This is a genomic window from Pseudomonas atagonensis (assembly GCF_011369485.1).
GTDB classification, from domain to species: Bacteria; Pseudomonadota; Gammaproteobacteria; order Pseudomonadales; family Pseudomonadaceae; genus Aquipseudomonas; species Aquipseudomonas atagonensis.
This window is the reverse complement of sequence record NZ_VXCA01000027.1, coordinates 19,133-36,560: the sequence shown is the minus strand read 5'-3', so window position 1 is coordinate 36,560 and position 17,428 is coordinate 19,133. Positions and strand designations below refer to the sequence as shown.

Annotated in this window: 22 protein-coding genes; 16 read left to right on the top strand and 6 right to left on the bottom strand. The window is 61.0% G+C overall.

Translation table 11 applies throughout. From position 1 onward, the window contains the following. Nucleotides 1-2: 2 nt before the first annotated feature. The 3 genes from F2P67_RS18945 (at nt 3) to F2P67_RS18935 (ending at nt 1,898) form a co-directional block, all read left to right on the top strand. Nucleotides 3-947 carry a CheW domain-containing protein gene (locus F2P67_RS18945; protein ID WP_166222401.1) on the top strand — a complete coding sequence of 315 codons (945 nt, stop codon included), beginning with the start codon at nt 3-5 and terminating at the stop codon, nt 945-947. Between the two features lie 72 nt (nt 948-1,019). Beyond that, nucleotides 1,020-1,505 (top strand): chemotaxis protein CheW, encoded by a 486-nt coding sequence (locus F2P67_RS18940; RefSeq protein WP_126361291.1) that lies wholly within the window; start codon nt 1,020-1,022, stop codon nt 1,503-1,505. Further along, nucleotides 1,506-1,898 carry a DUF2802 domain-containing protein gene (locus F2P67_RS18935; protein WP_166222399.1) on the top strand — a complete coding sequence of 131 codons (393 nt, stop codon included), beginning with the start codon at nt 1,506-1,508 and terminating at the stop codon, nt 1,896-1,898. It begins immediately after the preceding gene. Between the two features lie 112 nt (nt 1,899-2,010). Here F2P67_RS18935 and F2P67_RS18930 read toward each other — a convergent pair whose 3' ends face one another. After that, nucleotides 2,011-2,340, bottom strand: coding sequence for an EscU/YscU/HrcU family type III secretion system export apparatus switch protein (locus tag F2P67_RS18930; protein ID WP_166222397.1), 330 nt, complete (start codon nt 2,338-2,340; stop codon nt 2,011-2,013). Continuing rightward, nucleotides 2,337-3,917 (bottom strand): flagellar hook-length control protein FliK, encoded by a 1,581-nt coding sequence (fliK, locus tag F2P67_RS18925; protein ID WP_166222395.1) that lies wholly within the window; start codon nt 3,915-3,917, stop codon nt 2,337-2,339. The genes F2P67_RS18930 and fliK overlap by 4 nt, the downstream gene beginning before the upstream one ends. 197 nt (nt 3,918-4,114) lie before the next feature. Here fliK and ccmA point away from each other — a divergent pair, with 197 nt between their 5' ends. The 10 genes from ccmA (at nt 4,115) to F2P67_RS18875 (ending at nt 11,498) form a co-directional block, all read left to right on the top strand. Beyond that, nucleotides 4,115-4,750, top strand: a complete 636-nt coding sequence (ccmA, locus tag F2P67_RS18920) for a cytochrome c biogenesis heme-transporting ATPase CcmA (protein ID WP_166222393.1) — start codon at nt 4,115-4,117, stop codon at nt 4,748-4,750. After that, complete coding sequence (gene ccmB / locus F2P67_RS18915; RefSeq protein WP_007919970.1) at nt 4,747-5,415, top strand: heme exporter protein CcmB; 669 nt, start codon at nt 4,747-4,749, stop codon at nt 5,413-5,415. Before ccmA ends, ccmB begins: the two co-directional genes overlap by 4 nt. A 78-nt stretch (nt 5,416-5,493) precedes the next feature. Further along, nucleotides 5,494-6,249: a heme ABC transporter permease gene (locus F2P67_RS18910; protein ID WP_166222391.1), complete on the top strand. Its 756-nt coding sequence runs from the start codon at nt 5,494-5,496 to the stop codon at nt 6,247-6,249. Then, nucleotides 6,246-6,422 (top strand): heme exporter protein CcmD, encoded by a 177-nt coding sequence (gene ccmD, locus F2P67_RS18905; RefSeq protein ID WP_008055370.1) that lies wholly within the window; start codon nt 6,246-6,248, stop codon nt 6,420-6,422. The genes F2P67_RS18910 and ccmD overlap by 4 nt, the downstream gene beginning before the upstream one ends. Next, nucleotides 6,419-6,874, top strand: a complete 456-nt coding sequence (ccmE, locus tag F2P67_RS18900) for a cytochrome c maturation protein CcmE (RefSeq protein WP_166222389.1) — start codon at nt 6,419-6,421, stop codon at nt 6,872-6,874. Before ccmD ends, ccmE begins: the two co-directional genes overlap by 4 nt. A 3-nt stretch (nt 6,875-6,877) precedes the next feature. Beyond that, nucleotides 6,878-8,866, top strand: a complete 1,989-nt coding sequence (locus tag F2P67_RS18895; RefSeq protein WP_166222387.1) for a heme lyase CcmF/NrfE family subunit — start codon at nt 6,878-6,880, stop codon at nt 8,864-8,866. After that, nucleotides 8,863-9,399, top strand: coding sequence for a DsbE family thiol:disulfide interchange protein (locus F2P67_RS18890; protein WP_166222385.1), 537 nt, complete (start codon nt 8,863-8,865; stop codon nt 9,397-9,399). The genes F2P67_RS18895 and F2P67_RS18890 overlap by 4 nt, the downstream gene beginning before the upstream one ends. Next, nucleotides 9,396-9,866, top strand: coding sequence for a cytochrome c-type biogenesis protein (locus F2P67_RS18885; RefSeq protein ID WP_166222383.1), 471 nt, complete (start codon nt 9,396-9,398; stop codon nt 9,864-9,866). Before F2P67_RS18890 ends, F2P67_RS18885 begins: the two co-directional genes overlap by 4 nt. Continuing rightward, nucleotides 9,863-11,062, top strand: coding sequence for a c-type cytochrome biogenesis protein CcmI (ccmI, locus tag F2P67_RS18880; protein ID WP_166222381.1), 1,200 nt, complete (start codon nt 9,863-9,865; stop codon nt 11,060-11,062). The genes F2P67_RS18885 and ccmI overlap by 4 nt, the downstream gene beginning before the upstream one ends. 31 nt (nt 11,063-11,093) lie before the next feature. Continuing rightward, entirely contained in the window at nt 11,094-11,498 is a 405-nt protein-coding gene (locus F2P67_RS18875; RefSeq protein WP_166222379.1) for a hypothetical protein, read from the top strand. 121 nt (nt 11,499-11,619) lie between these two features. Here the strand turns inward: F2P67_RS18875 and F2P67_RS18865 are convergent, their stop codons facing one another. Further along, nucleotides 11,620-12,510 (bottom strand): LysR family transcriptional regulator, encoded by an 891-nt coding sequence (locus tag F2P67_RS18865; protein ID WP_166222377.1) that lies wholly within the window; start codon nt 12,508-12,510, stop codon nt 11,620-11,622. A 36-nt stretch (nt 12,511-12,546) separates the two neighbouring features. After that, entirely contained in the window at nt 12,547-13,266 is a 720-nt protein-coding gene (locus tag F2P67_RS18860; protein ID WP_166222375.1) for an SDR family oxidoreductase, read from the bottom strand. 192 nt (nt 13,267-13,458) lie between these two features. Between F2P67_RS18860 and F2P67_RS18855 the strand changes: the two genes are divergently transcribed. Both F2P67_RS18855 and F2P67_RS18850 read left to right on the top strand, forming a co-directional pair. Beyond that, entirely contained in the window at nt 13,459-13,671 is a 213-nt protein-coding gene (locus tag F2P67_RS18855) for a type II toxin-antitoxin system HicA family toxin (protein ID WP_095050205.1), read from the top strand. Further along, a complete protein-coding gene (locus F2P67_RS18850) occupies nt 13,671-14,075 on the top strand; it encodes a type II toxin-antitoxin system HicB family antitoxin (protein ID WP_166222373.1) in 405 nt (134 codons plus the stop codon). Before F2P67_RS18855 ends, F2P67_RS18850 begins: the two co-directional genes overlap by 1 nt. Nucleotides 14,076-14,117: 42 nt before the next feature. Here the strand turns inward: F2P67_RS18850 and F2P67_RS18845 are convergent, their stop codons facing one another. Further along, entirely contained in the window at nt 14,118-15,305 is a 1,188-nt protein-coding gene (locus tag F2P67_RS18845; RefSeq protein WP_166222371.1) for an MFS transporter, read from the bottom strand. A 237-nt stretch (nt 15,306-15,542) separates the two neighbouring features. Between F2P67_RS18845 and F2P67_RS18840 the strand changes: the two genes are divergently transcribed. Then, on the top strand, nt 15,543-16,163 hold the full coding sequence (locus tag F2P67_RS18840) for a DUF5666 domain-containing protein (RefSeq protein ID WP_166222369.1): 621 nt from the start codon (nt 15,543-15,545) through the stop codon (nt 16,161-16,163). Between the two features lie 239 nt (nt 16,164-16,402). On the opposite strand, the gene F2P67_RS18835 is transcribed toward F2P67_RS18840, so the two are convergent. Next, nucleotides 16,403-17,401 (bottom strand): sulfate ABC transporter substrate-binding protein, encoded by a 999-nt coding sequence (locus F2P67_RS18835; protein WP_166222368.1) that lies wholly within the window; start codon nt 17,399-17,401, stop codon nt 16,403-16,405. Nucleotides 17,402-17,428: the final 27 nt, after the last annotated feature.

Below are 17,428 nucleotides of genomic sequence, written 5' to 3'. Positions count from 1 at the left end.
GCATGAATCGGCCGATCAAACTGACCTCGCGTCCGCAGCTGGCTTTGCAGTCTTATCTGGACGGCTTGCTGCAGGAAATTCCCGACGAGTTGCCAGCGGCGGTCACGGTCGAGCCTGAAGTGGTCGAAAGCGCTGCGGCGCTCGACGAGTTTCAGGCAGCGGTGCTGGAAGAGCAGGCGCGTGATGCGCAAAAAGCAGCGGCACCGGTTGCCGCGCCAGTCGCAGCTCCCGTCGCCAAAGCGCCCGTGGCGTTGCTTGAAGAGGCTGAGCCGATCCGCGCATCGGTTTCCACGCTCGCACCACTGCTGCGTACCCAATTGCTGAAAACCGCACCGGAGCCGGCAGTCGTCGAGCCTGCGCCGGTGGTGCCTGCGCCCGTCGAGCAGACGCTGGTGCCGCCCTTGGTGGAAGTGCATCTGCCGCCGAGCAACACGCCACCGCCGGTGGAAACCGACGGTCGTCCGGCGTGGGCTTCCGAAGCGTTCGAATGCCTGTTGTTCGATGTTGCCGGGCTGACACTGGCGGTTCCGCTGGTGTGCCTTGGCTCGATCTATTCGCTGGCCGGGCATGAGCTGACGCCGCTGTTCGGGCAACCGGAATGGTTCCTCGGCATCCTGCCGAGCCAGGCCGGCAACCTGAAAGTGCTCGACACCGCGCGCTGGGTCATGCCGGATCGCTATCGCGATGACTTCCGTCAGGGCTTGCAGTACGTGATTTCGGTACAAGGTTACGAGTGGGGGCTGGCCGTGCATCAGGTCAGCCGCTCGTTGCGTCTGGATCCGAATGAAATCAAATGGAGAAGTCACCGGGGTCAGCGGCCATGGCTCGCCGGCACCGTGATTGAACACATGTGCGCCTTGCTCGATGTATCCGCACTGGCCGAGTTGATCGCCAGCGGTGGGGCAAAGCACATGTCCGGCAGTAAGCCGAACCACAAACCGACATAACAGACAGTACCGGCATCCATATGCCGGAAACGAAACATAAACCGCCAGGGCGGTACTTCGAGGGGCTAGGGTATGAACGACAAGGCGACGGCGGCAAAGGGTTCTGAAGATCCGATCCTGCAATGGGTAACCTTCAAGCTGGACAACGAAACCTACGGCATCAACGTGATGCGCGTTCAGGAAGTCCTGCGCTACACCGAGATCGCGCCGGTTCCGGGTGCGCCAAGCTACGTGCTGGGCATCATCAACCTGCGCGGTAACGTGGTCACCGTGATCGACACCCGTCAGCGCTTCGGCCTGAACAGCGGCGAGATCAGCGACAACACCCGTATCGTCATCATCGAAGCCGACAAGCAAGTGGTTGGCATCATGGTCGACAGCGTGGCGGAAGTGGTTTACCTGCGTCAGTCGGAAATCGAGACCGCGCCGAACGTCGGTAACGAAGAGTCGGCCAAGTTCATCCAGGGCGTGTGCAACAAGAACAACGAGTTGCTGATCCTGGTTGAGCTGGACAAGATGATGAGCGAAGAAGAATGGTCGGAACTGGAGAGCATCTGATTGATTCTCGAGGTCGCGGTCATTGTCCTGTTCCTTTTCTGGGCAGGCACGCTGGCAATGTTTCTGGCGTACATCAAGGCGCAAAAGGTCATCGCGGCGCAACAGGCTCAGGGCGATGCGCTGCGTGATCAGCGCATCAAGGATCTGGCCAAGCGCGTCGACGACTACCAGAACGGCAACGTGCGCATGGGTGAAGCCCTGCACGAGTTGCGCGCGGTCGTCGGGCCGATCCCGGACAAACTCGCGCAGCTTGAACAGCGCGATCCGTCTAGCCTGTCATTCGCCCAGGCGGCGAAACTGGTGGGCATGGGCGCCAGCGTCGATGAACTGACTCAGTCCTGCGGGTTGACCCAGGCTGAGGCGGAGTTGATGCGCAAGCTGCACAAGAACTGATTTTTGCGCTCAAGCTGATGGCCTATTCGCGAGCAAGCTCGCTCCCACATTAGATCGGTGTACGCCGAACCAATGTGGGAGCGGGCTTGCTCGCGAAGGCGTCTTTGAAGTCTCAGTAATCGTCGCCGCGTTCGGTGACGTCTTTCTCGACCATCGGCGCATCAGGCTCCTGTCCCTCGGGGAATTTTCCTTTCAGGTTCCAGGCGAACGCGATGATTTCGGCAATCGTGCGATACAACTCTTCGGGAATGCTGTCGCCCAATTCCATCCGTGCCAATAAGCGCACCAGCTCGGCGTTCTCGTAGATCGGCACTTCATAGTCGCGGGCAATCCGCAGGATTTCTTCGGCCAGTTCTTCGTCACCCTTGGCGGTGAGGGTCGGGGCGTGGCTGCCGTCGTATTTGAGGGCGATGGCCTGGCGTGGGGCAGTGGAATCGTTCATGCGGTTTCGTCGACCCAGCGGTGTTCGAGACGGGTTTGGTTGCCTTGCGGCGGGGTGCCGAGGTGGCAGTCGAGATCGCCGACATTGAGCCCGGAATCCAGCAAGCGCTGGCGCAGGGCAAACAGATTGCTTTCGATCAGACTGGCGGTGTACGGCCGTTCGGCCCAGAGCTGGCTGGACAGGCTGCCGCTGATCAACTGCGCCTGAATCTGCATCGGCCCGAGCGGTTCCATGTCGAACGCCAGATCAACGCGCCACAATTGCTGCCTGGGTTCGCGTTCGTCGCGACGCTCGTTCGGTTGGGGTTCTTTTTCCGGCGATTCTTCGCGTTGGAATTTGACCTGCAGCGGCACGATGTCCTGCAGGTTGCGCATGGGGATTTCCAGTTGCCAGGTGCTGAGCAGGCGACCGTCATCGGTGAGGCCAGTCTGTTCGAGGCTCGACAGCTGATGACTTTGCAGGCGCGAAACGGCAGCGGCCGCGAGGCGCAGCAACTGCTCCAGATCGCCTTCGCCTTCGAGGCTTTGCAGCAAACGGTCGGGCAGCGGGAAACCGCTCGGCACGGGTTTTGCGCTGACCTGACCGAGGGTGCCGAGGGCGTTGCGCACAAAACTCGGTAGCGCCTGCGCCAGCGTGTTGGCGGCAATGATCGCGTTGAAACTGGTGTTGTTCGGCAGGCCCGGGGTCAGTTGCGCGATCAGCTTGAGCAAGTCACCTTTCATGTCCGGGGTCAGTGTCGGGTTCTGTCCTGTCAGCAGTTTGGCTTCAAGGAATGCGCCGCTGTTGGCCAGGGCGAGGGCGACGCCTTTGGTGGTGCTCAGTTGCTGCACGTCCGGCAGGCTGGCGAGCAGTTTGTCGACCACGGCGCGCAGATCCGCCGAGGTTTGATCGGTGGCGGGCGGCAGGTTCTGCAAGACCTTCAACAATCCATCCAGCGAAGCCTGACGACTTTGCTGGCCGGCCAGTTGCTGACTGACCGCCAGTTGTTCCTGACGGCTGCTCAGCGGCACGAACTTCAGGGTTTGCGAGTCTTGCACCAACGCTGAGAGCAAGGTGCCGATACGCAGCGGTTGCGGGCTGTCGACGGTCAGCGTGCTGCCGCTCAGGGCGGTGTTGAGCAAGCTCACCATCGAGCGAAACACCATCGCCTGGCCCGGCGTTTGTGGCAACGCCTGCGAGGTCAGCACTTTGCCTTGCAACAACGTGCCTGCCGGCAATTGCGCGGTGTCGATGCGGGTGAGGGCGGCAACGTTGCTGGCCAGAGCCTGTTGCACGGTGATCGCCAGATTGCCCGCCGACGGTTGGGTGATTGCCAGGCTGGTGCCTTGCGGCAGCGGCAGGTTGCTGCTGGCCTGCACGGTGGTCTGGCGGCCACTGTCCAGAGTGACTTTGAGCAGCAACTGAAAAGTCTGATCGGCCTGCTTGAGCGACAACACCTCGGCCTTGGCGCTTTGACCGGCGGCAATCAGCCCTTCGATCGGCGTCAACAGCTTGAGCAGTTCACCGCTGACCACCTGAGGACGAGCGTTCGCCGGGGTGGTGGGCGGGAGCGGGAGGATGTTCATTTCGCCTGTCATACGCGGACACAACCTGAGGAAATTGCACTCTTGAGAGTAAGGCACGACATGTATAATGCCGCCCGTCTTGCGCTTCGTTCAAAAAACATAACAATTGTTTGACGCAGCTCTCTAGATCGAGCCGTCAATGCATCTATGCTGCATCTCTTTAACGGCCGCACCAGAGCCGACTTGAACCGTATAAGGCCCGTGATCCCTTGACCAGTCCTGTCCTGCAAACCGTTGCCCTCGCGTGTGAGCGTGATCTGAGGCTGCTCTTCGAAAATCTCGAATTGAGACTGGCCAGTGGCGATATGGTGCAGATCAGCGGCCCCAACGGCAGCGGCAAGACCAGTTTGTTGCGCCTGTTGTCCGGTCTGATGCAGCCGACCAGCGGTCAGGTGTTGCTCAACGGCCAGCCACTCGCCGAACAACGCAGCGAACTGGCGCGCAACCTGTTGTGGATCGGTCATGCCGCCGGGATCAAGGACTTGCTGACCCCGGAAGAAAATCTCTCCTGGCTCTGCGCCCTGCATCATCCCGCCGAACGCGAAGCGATCTGGCGAGCCCTGGCCGCTGTAGGATTGCGCGGCTTCGAAGATGTTCCCTGCCACAGCCTGTCCGCCGGCCAGCAACGTCGCGTGGCACTGGCGCGTTTGTATCTGGACAGCCCGCCGCTGTGGATTCTCGACGAACCGTTTACCGCCCTCGACAAGCAGGGCGTGGCGCAGCTCGAAGAGCATCTGGCCGGGCACTGCGAGCGCGGCGGTCTGGTGGTGTTGACCACGCACCACACGTTGAGCCGGATGCCGGCCGGTTATCGCGACATTGATTTGGGGAATTGGGCGGTATGAGTGTGTTCGGCCTGCTGGTTGCCCGTGAATCCCGACTGCTGTTTCGCCGCCCGGCGGAGCTGGCCAATCCGCTGATTTTCTTCGCCATCGTCATCGCTTTGTTCCCGCTGGCCGTCGGCCCGGAAACTCAAGTGTTGCAAAACTTGTCCCCGGGGTTAGTCTGGGTGGCGGCGCTTCTTTCGGTCCTGCTCTCGCTGGACGGGCTTTTCCGCAGTGATTTCGAAGACGGATCCCTCGAACAGTGGGTCCTTTCGTCGCACCCGTTGCCACTTCTGGTATTGGCCAAGGTGCTGGCACACTGGCTTTTTTCCGGGCTGGCACTGGTTTTGCTCTCACCGTTGCTGGCGCTGATGCTCGGTTTGCCTGCGGCCTGTCTGCCGGTTTTGCTGCTTTCGTTGTTGCTGGGCACCCCGGTACTGAGCCTGCTCGGTGCGGTGGGCGCGGCGCTGACGGTGGGTTTGAAACGTGGCGGCCTGTTGCTGGCGTTGCTGATTCTACCGTTGTACATCCCGGTGTTGATCCTCGGCAGTGGCGCCTTGCAGGCAGCCTTGCAAGGCATGCCGGCGACCGGGTATCTGCTGTGGCTTGGTAGCCTGACCGCCCTGGCGATCACCCTGACACCTTTTGCAATAGCGGCTGGCCTGAAGATCAGCGTCGGCGAATAATGAGGTCTGGTTAAAATTTAACCAGCAAAGACCCTGAGACTGCTCACACCGATGAGCGGCACCCGTGATGGAAACAGTATGAACTGGACCTGGTTTCACAAGCTCGGCTCGCCCAAGTGGTTCTACGGCATCAGCAGCAAGTTCTTGCCGTGGCTGAGCATTGCAGCGTTGCTGCTGATTGGCGTCGGCGTTGTCTGGGGCCTGGCCTTCGCGCCGCCGGATTATCAGCAAGGCAACAGCTTTCGCATCATCTATATCCACGTGCCCGCCGCGATGCTCGCTCAGTCGATCTACGTGATGCTGGCGGTGTGTGGCGTGGTCGGTCTGGTCTGGAAGATGAAACTGGCCGACGTCGCCTTGCAATGCGCCGCACCGATCGGCGCGTGGATGACCGCCGTGGCGCTGGTCACCGGGGCGATCTGGGGCAAGCCGACCTGGGGTTCGTGGTGGGTCTGGGACGCACGGCTCACCTCGATGCTGATTCTGCTGTTCCTGTATTTCGGCGTGATCGCGCTGGGCAATGCCATCAGCAACCGCGACAGCGCCGCCAAGGCCTGCGCGGTGCTGGCCATCGTCGGCGTGATCAACATTCCGATCATCAAATACTCGGTGGAGTGGTGGAACACCCTGCACCAGGGCGCGACCTTCACGCTCACCGAAAAACCGGCGATGCCCGTAGAAATGTGGCTGCCGCTGCTGCTGACGGTGCTGGGTTTCTACTGTTTCTTCGGCGCCGTGCTGTTGCTGCGTATGCGTCTGGAAGTGCTCAAGCGCGAAGCCCGCGCCAGTTGGGTGAAAGAAGAAGTGCAGAACAGTCTGGAGGCTGCTCGATGAGTTTTGCTTCATTCGGCGACTTCCTCGCCATGGGCCATCATGGCCTCTATGTCTGGTCGGCCTACGGCATCTGTCTGGCGGTACTGGCCCTCAACGTGGCGGCGCCGATTCTGGCCCGCAAGCGGTATCTGCAACAAGAGGCGCGTCGTCTGCGCCGGGAGAACGGCAAGTGAATCCGCTGCGCAAAAAACGTTTGATCATCATTCTGGCGATTCTCGTCGGGGTCGGCGCAGCCGTTGGCCTGGCCCTGAGCGCCCTGCAGCAGAACATCAATCTGTTTTACACCCCGACCCAGATCGCCAACGGCGAAGCGCCGCACGACACGCGCATTCGCGCCGGCGGCATGGTCGAGAAGGGCTCGCTGCAGCGCTCCCCGGATTCGCTGGACGTCAAATTCGTCGTCACCGACTTCAACAAGTCCGTGACCATCACCTACCGCGGCATCCTCCCGGACCTGTTCCGCGAAGGGCAGGGCATCGTCGCTCTCGGCAAGCTCAACGCCGACGGCGTGGTGGTCGCCGATGAAGTGCTGGCCAAGCACGACGAGAAATACATGCCGCCGGAAGTGACCAAAGCGTTGAAAGACAGCGGTCAATCCGCGCCGACCCCAGCGAAGGAGGGATGATCGATGACTTCCGCTATTTTTCTTCCTGAACTGGGCCATCTGGCGATGATTCTGGCGCTGTGTTTTGCGCTGGTGCAAGCCGTGGTGCCGCTGCTTGGCGCCTGGCGCGGCGACCGTTTGTGGATGGGCCTGGCCCAACCGGCAGCGTGGGGTCAGTTTGCGTTTCTGCTGTTTGCCTTCGGCTGTCTGACTTACGCGTTCATGACCGATGACTTCTCCGTGGCCTATGTCGCGATGAACTCCAACAGCGCATTGCCGTGGTACTACAAGTTCAGCGCGGTGTGGGGCGCCCACGAAGGTTCGCTGCTGCTGTGGGCATTGATCCTCGGTGGCTGGACCTTCGCGGTGTCGGTGTTCTCCCGACAGTTGCCGCAAGTCATGCTCGCTCGGGTGTTGGCGGTGATGGGCATGATCAGCACCGGTTTCCTGCTGTTCCTGATTCTTACGTCGAACCCGTTCTCGCGGATTCTGCCGCAGATTCCGGCGGACGGTCGCGACCTCAATCCGCTGTTGCAAGACATCGGCCTGATCGTGCATCCACCGATGCTTTACATGGGGTACGTCGGTTTCTCCGTGGCCTTCGCCTTCGCCATCGCGGCGCTGCTCGGCGGCCGTCTCGATGCGGCCTGGGCACGCTGGTCGCGTCCATGGACGATTGTGGCCTGGGCCTTCCTCGGCATCGGCATCACCCTCGGTTCGTGGTGGGCTTACTACGAACTCGGCTGGGGCGGCTGGTGGTTCTGGGACCCGGTGGAAAACGCCTCGTTCATGCCTTGGCTGGTCGGCACCGCACTGATTCACTCGCTGGCGGTCACGGAAAAACGTGGCGTGTTCAAGAGCTGGACGGTGTTGCTGGCAATTGCCGCGTTCTCGTTGAGCCTGCTCGGCACCTTCCTTGTGCGTTCCGGCGTGCTGACCTCGGTGCATGCATTTGCTTCGGATCCGGAGCGCGGCGTGTTCATCCTGATCTTCCTGTTGTTCGTGGTCGGTGGTTCGCTGACCTTGTTTGCGTTGCGTGCGCCGGTGGTCAAGAGCCAGGTCGGCTTCAATCTGTGGTCGCGGGAAACCCTGCTGCTGGGTAACAACCTGGTGTTGGTGGTGGCGGCGTCGATGATTCTGCTCGGCACCCTGTACCCGTTGATTCTCGATGCGATCAGCGGCGCCAAACTGTCGGTCGGCCCGCCGTACTTCAATGCGTTGTTCATTCCATTGATGGCGTTGTTGATGCTGGTGATGGCGGTCGGTGTGATCGTGCGCTGGAAAGACACCCCGGTGAAATGGCTGGTGGGCATGCTGACCCCGGTGTTGCTTGGCAGTGTCGCGCTGGCAGTCGTGGCCGGTGTGGCTTACGGCGATTTCAACTGGGCGGTGATTGCGACCTTCCTGCTCGCCGCTTGGGTGTTGCTCGCCGGTGTGCGCGACATCTTCGACAAAACGCGCCACAAAGGCCTGATCAGAGGCCTGCCGACCCTGACCCGCAGCTACTGGGGCATGCAGATCGCCCACCTCGGCATCGCCGTGTGTGCGTTGGGTGTGGTGTTGTCGAGCCAGAACAGTGCCGAACGCGACCTGCGTCTGGCGCCGGGCGAGTCGATGGCGCTGGCCGGTTATCAGTTTGTCTTTGAAGGCGCCAAACACTTCGAAGGGCCGAACTTCACTTCGGACAAAGGCACCATTCGCGTCATTCGCGACGGCAAGGAAGTCAGCGTGTTGCACCCGGAAAAACGTCTGTACACCGTGCAGAATTCGGTGATGACCGAGGCCGGGATCGACGCCGGTTTCACCCGCGACCTCTATGTCGCCTTGGGCGAGCCGCTGGACAACGGCGCGTGGGCCGTGCGCGTGCACGTCAAACCGTTCGTGCGCTGGATCTGGTTCGGCGGCTTGCTGACCGGGTTTGGCGGATTGCTGGCAGCGCTGGATCGGCGTTATCGGGTCAAGGTGAAATCCAGAGTGCGTGAAGCGCTGGGCATGACGGGAGCGGCTGCATGAGACGTTGGTTGATGCTGGTGCCACTGGCGATTTTCCTGCTGGTGGCGGTGTTTCTTTATCGTGGTCTGTACCTCGATCCGGCGGAGCTGCCCTCGGCCATGATCAACAAGCCGTTCCCGGAGTTTTCGTTGCCGGCAGTGCAGGGCGACAAGACCCTGACCAAGGCTGACATTCTCGGCAAACCTGCCCTCGTAAACGTCTGGGGCACCTGGTGCATTTCCTGCCGGGTCGAACACCCGGTGCTGAACAAACTGGCCGAGCGCGGCGTGGTGATCTACGGGATCAACTACAAGGACACCAATGCCGATGCGCTGAAATGGCTGGCCGAATTTCACAATCCGTACGTGCTGGATATCCGTGACGACGAAGGCTCGCTGGGCCTGAACCTCGGCGTCTACGGCGCGCCGGAAACCTTCTTCATCGACGCCAAGGGCATCATCCGCGACAAGTACGTCGGGGTGATCGACGAGCAGGTCTGGCGCGAAAAACTCGCGGCCAAGTATCAGGCGCTGGTCGATGAGGCCAAGCCATGAAGCGTTTTCTAGCCGCTGTGGTGTTGGGCTTGAGTCTGGCCGGGGTGGCTCATGCCGCCATCGACACTTACGAGTTCGCCAAAGAAGGTGACCGTGAGCGTTTTCGCGAATTGACCAAGGAACTGCGTTGCCCCAAGTGCCAGAACCAGGACATCGCCGACTCCAACGCGCCGATTGCCGCTGACCTGCGCAAAGAGATTTTCCGCATGCTCGGCGAGGGCAAGGACAACCAGCAGATCATTGATTTCATGGTTGATCGCTACGGTGATTTCGTCCGCTACAAACCGGCGCTCAATGCCAAGACCGCTTTGCTCTGGTTCGGCCCGGCCGGGCTGCTGCTGGGTGGTTTTGTGGTGATCGCGGTGATCGTCCGCCGTCGTCGCGGACAACGCGCCGAAACCCCGCAATCGCTTTCCGCCGATGAGCGTCAGCGCCTCGACCAACTGTTGGATAAAAACCAAGAATGATTGATTTCTGGCTTGCCGCAGGGCTGTTGCTTCTGGTCGCCCTGAGTTTTCTGCTGATCCCGGTGTTGCGTGAACGTCGCGCCCAGCGTGAAGAGGATCGTACTGCCCTGAACGTTGCGCTGTATCAGGAGCGCGTGGCCGAGTTGCAATCGCAACAGGCTGAAGGCGTGCTCGACGCTGCGCAAATGGACAGCGGCCGCGCCGAGGCTGCCCGTGAGTTGCTGGCGGATACCGAAGGCGTTGCCGCGCCGCCTGTGTCGAAACTGGGCAAACCGTTGCCGCTGCTGGCGGCGGTACTTGTACCGGTATTGGGCCTGGGTCTGTACCTGCATTTCGGTGCTGCCGACAAAGTCGAACTGACCCGCGAATTCGCCCAGGCACCGCAGTCGATGGAAGAGATGACCCAGCGTCTGGAGCGCGCCGTTGCCGCGCAACCGGATTCTGCCGAAGGCCTGTACTTCCTTGGTCGTACTTACATGGCTCAGGAGCGTCCGGCGGACGCGGCGAAGATGTTCGAGCGCGCCGCCAATCTGGCCGGCCGTCAGCCGGAACTGCTTGGTCAGTGGGCGCAGGCGCAGTACTTCGCCGACGGCAAGAAGTGGTCGGAGAAGATTCAGGCTCTGACCGATGAAGCGCTGAAAGCCGATCCGAAGGAAGTCACCAGCCTCGGCCTGCTCGGTATCGCCGCGTTTGAAGGCGAGCGCTACCAGCAAGCCATCGATTACTGGAACCGCTTATTGGCGCAATTGCCGCCGGACGACAAATCCCGCGAAGCCCTGCAGGGTGGAATCAAACGCGCCGCCGAACGACTGGAAGCCAGCGGCGGCAAGGTTGCTCAAACCGCCGCGCCAAAAGCAGCCTTGTTGAAGGTCAGCGTCGATCTGGCCAGCGAACTCAAGGGCAAGGTGCAGCCGGGCGACAGCGTGTTCATCTTCGCCCGCGCTGTTTCTGGTCCACCGGCACCGCTGGCCGCGAAGCGACTGACCGTCGCCGACCTGCCCGTGACAGTCGAGCTAGGCGATGCCGACGCAATGATGCCGCAGTTGAAACTGTCGAACTTCCCTGAAGTCCAACTGGTTGCGCGCATCTCCCGTGCAGGTCAGCCGACCGCAGGGGAGTGGGTCGGTCGCAGCGGGCCTCTGGCCAGCAGCACCACCGCGCCACAAACACTGACCATCGACAGCCCGGACAAATAACCACCGGGGATAAAAACAGGAAAGCACCGCCATGCACACCCTCGCCCGAATCACAGTCCTCACACTGGCCCTGGGCTTGAGTGCATGTGCGGTGCAGCGACCGGAACCGACCACCAACCTGCCGCCGATCCCGCCGTCGCAGCCCGGTCCGACCCCGTCGACCTCGCCGACCCCGGGCAAAAGCATCCCGGCGAAACCGGCCAAACCGGTGCCGCGCACCTCGGCCAGCTTCGCCCCGCCACCGGGCGGCAACAGTCACTGGGACCAGAAGCTCGGCGTCTACGTCCTCGACGACCAGACCAACACCTTCTACCGCCAGCGCACCTACTATCGCTGGAACAACGGCTGGAGCCGCTCGATCAGCCCCAACGGGCCGTGGGAAGAGACCAACATCCACGGCGTGCCGGCGGGATTGGGCAAACAGTTCGGGCAATGAATGCAAACGGCGATCCCTGGATCGCCGTTTTTTTTGTTCGCGAAACGATGCCTCACTCGTATCCTGTCCTTAGCGCCTGTGCCTGCTCCGCGAGAAGCTTCATTGCCTGCTCGCTGGCGACTTAATTTCTTTCGTTGAGCAAAAGCCCCTGCACGTACTCGACAAACGCCCGCGCCTTGGCGCTCGCCATCCGACCGGTCGGAAAAACCGCCCAGAGTTCCTGCCTCGGCAGCGTCCAGTCGTTCAGAACGGTTTTCACCGCGCCGCTGGCCAGTTCCGGGGCGAACATCCATTGTGAGCCGAGTGCGAGGCCCTGGCCGGCCAGTACCGCTTCACGCAGACCTTCAGCGGCACTGACGCGCAGTCGACCGCTGACGGTGACCGGACATTCTTCGCTGCCCTGGCTGAAGGGCCAGGTGGCGCCGCCGCCACGGTTGTAGATGACGGCTTGATGCTGGAAGAGGTCGGCGGGATGGGCAGGCTCACCGTTCTTTGCGAAGTAAGCCGGGGTGCCGAGCACGACTCGCCGGCACTCGGCGATCTTGCGTGCGGTCAGTCCGGAGTCGCTGAGCGGGCCGAGGCGCAGGGCGATGTCGATGCCTTCTTCCACCAGATTGATGTTGCGATCATCAAGCAGCAGGTCGACGCTCAGTTGCGGATGAAGATCGAGAAAAGGCCCCAGATGCGGCACCACATGCATTCGCCCGAAGGTGACGGCGGTGCTGATGCGCAGATTACCGTTCAAGCCGCCGCCAGCACCACGGGCGGCATTGTCGGCTTCGTCGGCTTCTTCGAGGGCGCGTTTGGCTCGCTCGAAAAATGCCAGCCCGGCTTCGGTCGGGGTCAGGCCACGGGTCGAGCGCAACAGCAGGCTGACCGCCAATCGTTTTTCCAGTTGGGCGATGGTTTTCGACACGGCAGGCTGGCCGATTTCCAGGCGCCGGGCCGCGGCGGAAAACGAACCTGTTTCGACGACGCAGACGAAGGTTTCCATGGCGGCGAGGCGATCCATCAGCGTTCCTGTGCAAGTCGGGAGATAAGGTATTGGTCAGAACGCCGCTTTGCCCACCGAGGCGCCGCCATCGACAAACAATGTCTGCCCGGTAATGAAGCCACTTTGTTCAGAAAGCAGAAACGCAATCGCTGAAGCGATTTCCTCCGGCTGCCCAAGACGCCCCATCGGCACCCCGGCCAGATAACGTGCTTCACCGTCACTGCCCGGTGGGTTGTTGGCGCGGAACAACTCGGTTTCGGTCGGCCCCGGAGCCACCGCATTCACGGTGATTCCGGTCTGCGCCAGTTCCAGCGCCCACGAACGGGTGAAACTCACCAGTGCCGCTTTAGCCGCCGCATACGCTGTGCGCTGGGGAATACCGAGCACGGTCAGGCTGGAAATGTTCACCACCCGACCCCAACCCCGCGTGCGCATGCCCGGCAACAGTGCTTGCGTCGCCTGCAACGCCGAATGCAGGTTGAGCCGCATCACATCGTCAAACGCTTCCAGGTCGATATCGCCCAATGACTGCGGTCGCACCAGGCCCACGTTATTCACCAGACCGTCGAACTCATAAGTTCGCGACAGCTCCGTCAGCACTTCGCCGGTCAGCTTGCGATCACTCAGATCCAGCGGAAACAGAATCCCCGGAAAACTCAGATCAGGCTGACGAGCAATGCCGACCACACGATGCCCGGCCCGGTCCAGATGCTCGGCCAGCGCCCGCCCGATGCCTTTGCTGGCGCCGGTGATGAGGAAGGTACGTCGGGTCATGGCAACTCCTTGGAAGGTCTGGCGAGCGGTGTTGATTTGCTAGCGGGTTGAGCGGATGAGTGTAATCCGGGTTGAGGCCGGTGCATTCAATCACACTCTGTAAAACAACCGGGCGTCGCTCCACGAATTTCTATGCTTGAGTAAAGATAACTCTAGGGTTACTTTTAATGGGCCGAGGCAAGGAGGCGGTTGGTGCAGAGCAGGTTATTGATCAAGGAACTGGAGGAGGCAGGATGGACGTTGGACAGGATTACCGGCAGCCATCACATTTTCAGGCACCGCTACAACCCATACACGATTCCCGTGCCTCATCCGAAAAAGGATTTACCGTTGGGGACGGTCAAAAGTATCAGGAGGCGTGCGGGGCTGTACAACCCGCCAGCCAGTTTCGAAGGAGATCCGTAATGCAATATCCAATCTGCATCGAGTGGGGTGATGAGAACACTGCCATCGGAATTCAGATCCCCGATATCCCCGGTGCCGTCACGGCAGGGGACAGCTTTGAGGACGCTTACAACGCTGCCGTGGAGGTCGCACATATCATGCTGCAAGAGATTGCTGCTGACGGAGAGCCCATTCCATTGCCGACTTCTGCGGCAGCACACCGCAATAATCCTGAGTTTGCCGAGATGGGCTGGGGCATGCTGGAGCTGGATATTTCACCGTATCTGGGCAAGACCGAGAAGGTCAATGTCACGCTCCCCGGTTACGTGATCCAGCGTATCGACCGCTATGTGCGCGAGCACAATGTCAAAAGCCGATCCTCTTTTCTGGCGGATGCGGCGATGGAGAAGCTGGTTCGGTATTGAGCGGCATCGCAGGTCAAATGGACCTGCGATGCTTTTTCAGGATTAGGCCGGCGCCAGCGACCGCCCCTGCGAAGCACTCAAAAACCGCACCAACGCCAGCACCGGGAACGCGCTACCGACGATCACGATCCACAACCAGCCGCCGTGTTCGTACACCGCACTGGCCACCGACGAGCCGAAGGCGCCGCCGATGAAGATGCTGGTCATGTACAGCGCATTCAGACGGCCACGGCTTTTTGCGTCGAGCGAGTAGACCGCGCGCTGGCCGAGGACCATGTTCATCTGGACGCAGAAGTCGAGCACCACGCCGGTCACCGCCAGGCCGATGACGCTGTAGGCCGGGTGAATGAAGGCGGGCAGGAAGCTCAGGCTGGCGAACACCATGGCCAGCAGCGAGGCGATGCGGGTGTGGCCGGCGTCGGCCAGGCGTCCGCTGATGGGGGCGGCGATGGCGCCGATGGCCCCGACCAGGGCGAAGATCGCGATCTGGCTTTGCGACAGTCCATGGTTGCGCGCCAGTTCAAGCGGCACCGCTGTCCAGAACAGGCTGAACGTGGCGAACATGCAGCCTTGATAAAACGCCCGTTGACGCAACACCGGCTGCTGGCGCAACAGCGTCCACAGCGAACCGATCAGTTGGCCGTAAGTCGCGCTGTGATCCGGTTGGCGCTTGGGTACGGTCAGTGCCAGCACCACGCTGATCGCCGCCATCAACGCCGCCGCGATCATGAACATCGCACGCCAGCCGAAATGGTCGGCAACCACGCTCGACACCGGGCGTGCGAGGAGTATGCCCAGCAGCAGGCCGCCCATGATTCCGCCGACCACGCGACCGCGAGATTCCTCAGGCGCCAGGTGCGCCGCCAATGGAATCAGGATCTGCACCGACACCGAACTGAAACCCACCAGCAACGAGATCAACAGAAACACGTTGGGCTGATCGGTAAACGCCGCGCCGAGCAGACTGGCAATCGCCACCACGGTGGTGATGATCATCAACCGGCGGTTTTCCAGCAGATCACCCAGCGGCACCAGAAAGAACAGGCCCAGCGCGTAGCCGATCTGCGTCAGCGAGACGATGAAGCTGGCCATGGTGTCCGTCAGACCGATGTCCGGCGCAATCAGGCCGATGATCGGCTGTGCGTAGTAGATGTTGGCAACGATGGCGCCGCAGCAGAAGGCGAACAGCAGCACCATGCCTCGGGTCATTGCGTGAGTGGTGGTGGTCATAAGGTTTCTCGATCCAGCAAAAGGAAGTGCGCTGAGGCTAAGGGACAAGCCGGGATGGCAGAAGCCGCTTGCGGTTGATATCAGTTATTCCGTTGCGGAATGACTGGCGGTTGTCAGGGACGTCGTTCATCGGCAGACCTTGCGTCCGACCGTCGAGCACCGATGATACATTCACTTACATCTTGTTCGATAGCGTGCTTATGTTCGTTGTTCACTGTTGATGACCGGAGAATTGCAATGTTTGGTCCGATGCTTCGCCACGCCGCTGCTCTTGTTCTGATCAGTCTGCTCGGTACTGCCGTTGTGCAAGCGGGGGACGCGCCGGGAATGCGCCTTGGCGTGCGCGGCGAGATCACCGGTGTCAGCCCCGACACCCTGAAAGTCCACGCCAACAGCGGCGAGAACGTGGTCATCCATCTGACCGGCGACACCAAAGTCCGCGCGGTGACCCTGGCCAATATCGAAGACATCAAACCAGGCAGTTACATTGGCTCGGCCGCCATTCCTCAGGAGGATGGCACGCTCAAGGCGCTGGAGGTGCACGTGTTTCCACCGGAGCTGGCGGGTAGCGGCGACGGGCATCGGCCGTTCGATCTGGCCAAGGGCAGCAGTATGACCAACGGCAGCGTCGGTGATCTGGTGGTCAGCAATGGCCGGGTGCTGACGGTGAACTACAAGGGCGGCCAGCAGAAGATTCTGGTGCCGGAGGATGTGCCGATCGTCAACCTGGTGCCAGCGGATCGCAGTTTGCTCAAGGTCGGAGTGAAGATCGTGACGTTCGTCACGCAAAGTGCGGACGGCGCACTGACGGCGCAATCGATTTCTGCGGGTAAGGATGGCGTGACTCCACCGATGTAGAAGCCCCTCACCCTAGCCCTCTCCCAGAGGGAGAGGGAACTGATTGGGGATGCATGAGAGGTACGCCGACCTGAACGTGCTGTGGTGAATCCATAATCGATAAGGTCTTTCAGGTCGATGTAACTCGCCAGACACCTCGGTAGGCCCCCTCTCCCTCCGGGAGAGGGCTGGGGTGAGGGTAAAGCGGCCACAAAAAAAGGCGACTACTGAGGGTCGCCTTTTTCACGCCAGCCTAAACTTTACTGCCCGCTATAAATCTGGTCGAAAACCCCACCATCATTGAAGTGGGTCTTCTGCACGGTGCGCCAGTCACCAAAGGTTTTTTCCACCGAGAGGAAATCAACTTTCGGGAAGCGGTCGGTGTACTTGGCCAGCACGGCTGGATCACGCGGGCGCAGGTAGTTTGCTGCGGCAATCTCCTGACCTTCCGGCGACCACAGATATTTCAGGTACTCATCGGCCGCAGCGCGCGAACCCTTCTTGTCGACCACTTTGTCGACCACCGATACCGGTGGCTCGGCCTCAGCAGAAACACTCGGGTAGATCACTTCGAACTGGTCACGACCAAACTCGCGGGCAATCATTTCCGCTTCGTTCTCGAAGGTCACCAGCACGTCGCCGATCTGGTTGGTCATGAACGTGGTGGTCGCGGCGCGGCCCCCGGTATCGAGCACTGGCGCCTGTTTGAACAGTTTGCCGACGAAGTCTTTGGCCTTGTTTTCGTCGCCGCCGTTCTTCAGCACGTAACCCCAGGCCGACAGGTAGGTGTAGCGGCCGTTGCCCGAGGTTTTCGGGTTTGGCACGATCACTTGTACGCCGTCTTTGAGCAGATCCGGCCAGTCTTTCAGGGCTTTCGGGTTGCCTTTGCGGACGATGAACACGGTGGCGGAGGTGAACGGCGCACTATTGTTCGGCAGGCGGGTAACCCAGTCCTTCGGCACCAGTTGACCGTTGTCGGCGAGGGCGTTGATGTCGGTGGCCATGTTCATGGTGATGACATCAGCCGGCAGACCGTCGATGACCGAGCGTGCCTGCTTGCTCGAACCGCCGAAGGACATCTGTACGGTGATGTTTTCGTTGTGCTCGGCTTGCCAGTGTTTCTGGAACGCAGTGTTGTAGTCCTTGTAGAAATCGCGCATCACGTCGTAGGAAACGTTGAGCAGGGTCGGTGCGGCATGAGCCACGCTACCGAACGCTAGACCGGCGGCGAGAAGTGAGGCGCCAAAGAGTTTTTTCACTGCGCATTCCTTGTTCTGTGGGGGTGT

Bases quoted from the DNA above. Each gene is read 5' to 3' on its own strand.
- F2P67_RS18945 (WP_166222401.1), top strand. From the start codon at position 3: ATGAATCGGCCGATCAAACTGACCTCGCGTCCGCAGCTGGCTTTGCAG.
- F2P67_RS18940 (WP_126361291.1), top strand. From the start codon at position 1,020: ATGAACGACAAGGCGACGGCGGCAAAGGGTTCTGAAGATCCGATCCTG.
- F2P67_RS18930 (WP_166222397.1), bottom strand. From the start codon at position 2,340: ATGAACGATTCCACTGCCCCACGCCAGGCCATCGCCCTCAAATACGAC.
- fliK (WP_166222395.1), bottom strand. From the start codon at position 3,917: ATGACAGGCGAAATGAACATCCTCCCGCTCCCGCCCACCACCCCGGCG.
- ccmB (WP_007919970.1), top strand. From the start codon at position 4,747: ATGAGTGTGTTCGGCCTGCTGGTTGCCCGTGAATCCCGACTGCTGTTT.
- F2P67_RS18910 (WP_166222391.1), top strand. From the start codon at position 5,494: ATGAACTGGACCTGGTTTCACAAGCTCGGCTCGCCCAAGTGGTTCTAC.
- ccmD (WP_008055370.1), top strand. From the start codon at position 6,246: ATGAGTTTTGCTTCATTCGGCGACTTCCTCGCCATGGGCCATCATGGC.
- F2P67_RS18895 (WP_166222387.1), top strand. From the start codon at position 6,878: ATGACTTCCGCTATTTTTCTTCCTGAACTGGGCCATCTGGCGATGATT.
- F2P67_RS18890 (WP_166222385.1), top strand. From the start codon at position 8,863: ATGAGACGTTGGTTGATGCTGGTGCCACTGGCGATTTTCCTGCTGGTG.
- F2P67_RS18885 (WP_166222383.1), top strand. From the start codon at position 9,396: ATGAAGCGTTTTCTAGCCGCTGTGGTGTTGGGCTTGAGTCTGGCCGGG.
- ccmI (WP_166222381.1), top strand. From the start codon at position 9,863: ATGATTGATTTCTGGCTTGCCGCAGGGCTGTTGCTTCTGGTCGCCCTG.
- F2P67_RS18875 (WP_166222379.1), top strand. From the start codon at position 11,094: ATGCACACCCTCGCCCGAATCACAGTCCTCACACTGGCCCTGGGCTTG.
- F2P67_RS18865 (WP_166222377.1), bottom strand. From the start codon at position 12,510: ATGGATCGCCTCGCCGCCATGGAAACCTTCGTCTGCGTCGTCGAAACA.
- F2P67_RS18860 (WP_166222375.1), bottom strand. From the start codon at position 13,266: ATGACCCGACGTACCTTCCTCATCACCGGCGCCAGCAAAGGCATCGGG.
- F2P67_RS18850 (WP_166222373.1), top strand. From the start codon at position 13,671: ATGCAATATCCAATCTGCATCGAGTGGGGTGATGAGAACACTGCCATC.
- F2P67_RS18845 (WP_166222371.1), bottom strand. From the start codon at position 15,305: ATGACCACCACCACTCACGCAATGACCCGAGGCATGGTGCTGCTGTTC.
- F2P67_RS18840 (WP_166222369.1), top strand. From the start codon at position 15,543: ATGTTTGGTCCGATGCTTCGCCACGCCGCTGCTCTTGTTCTGATCAGT.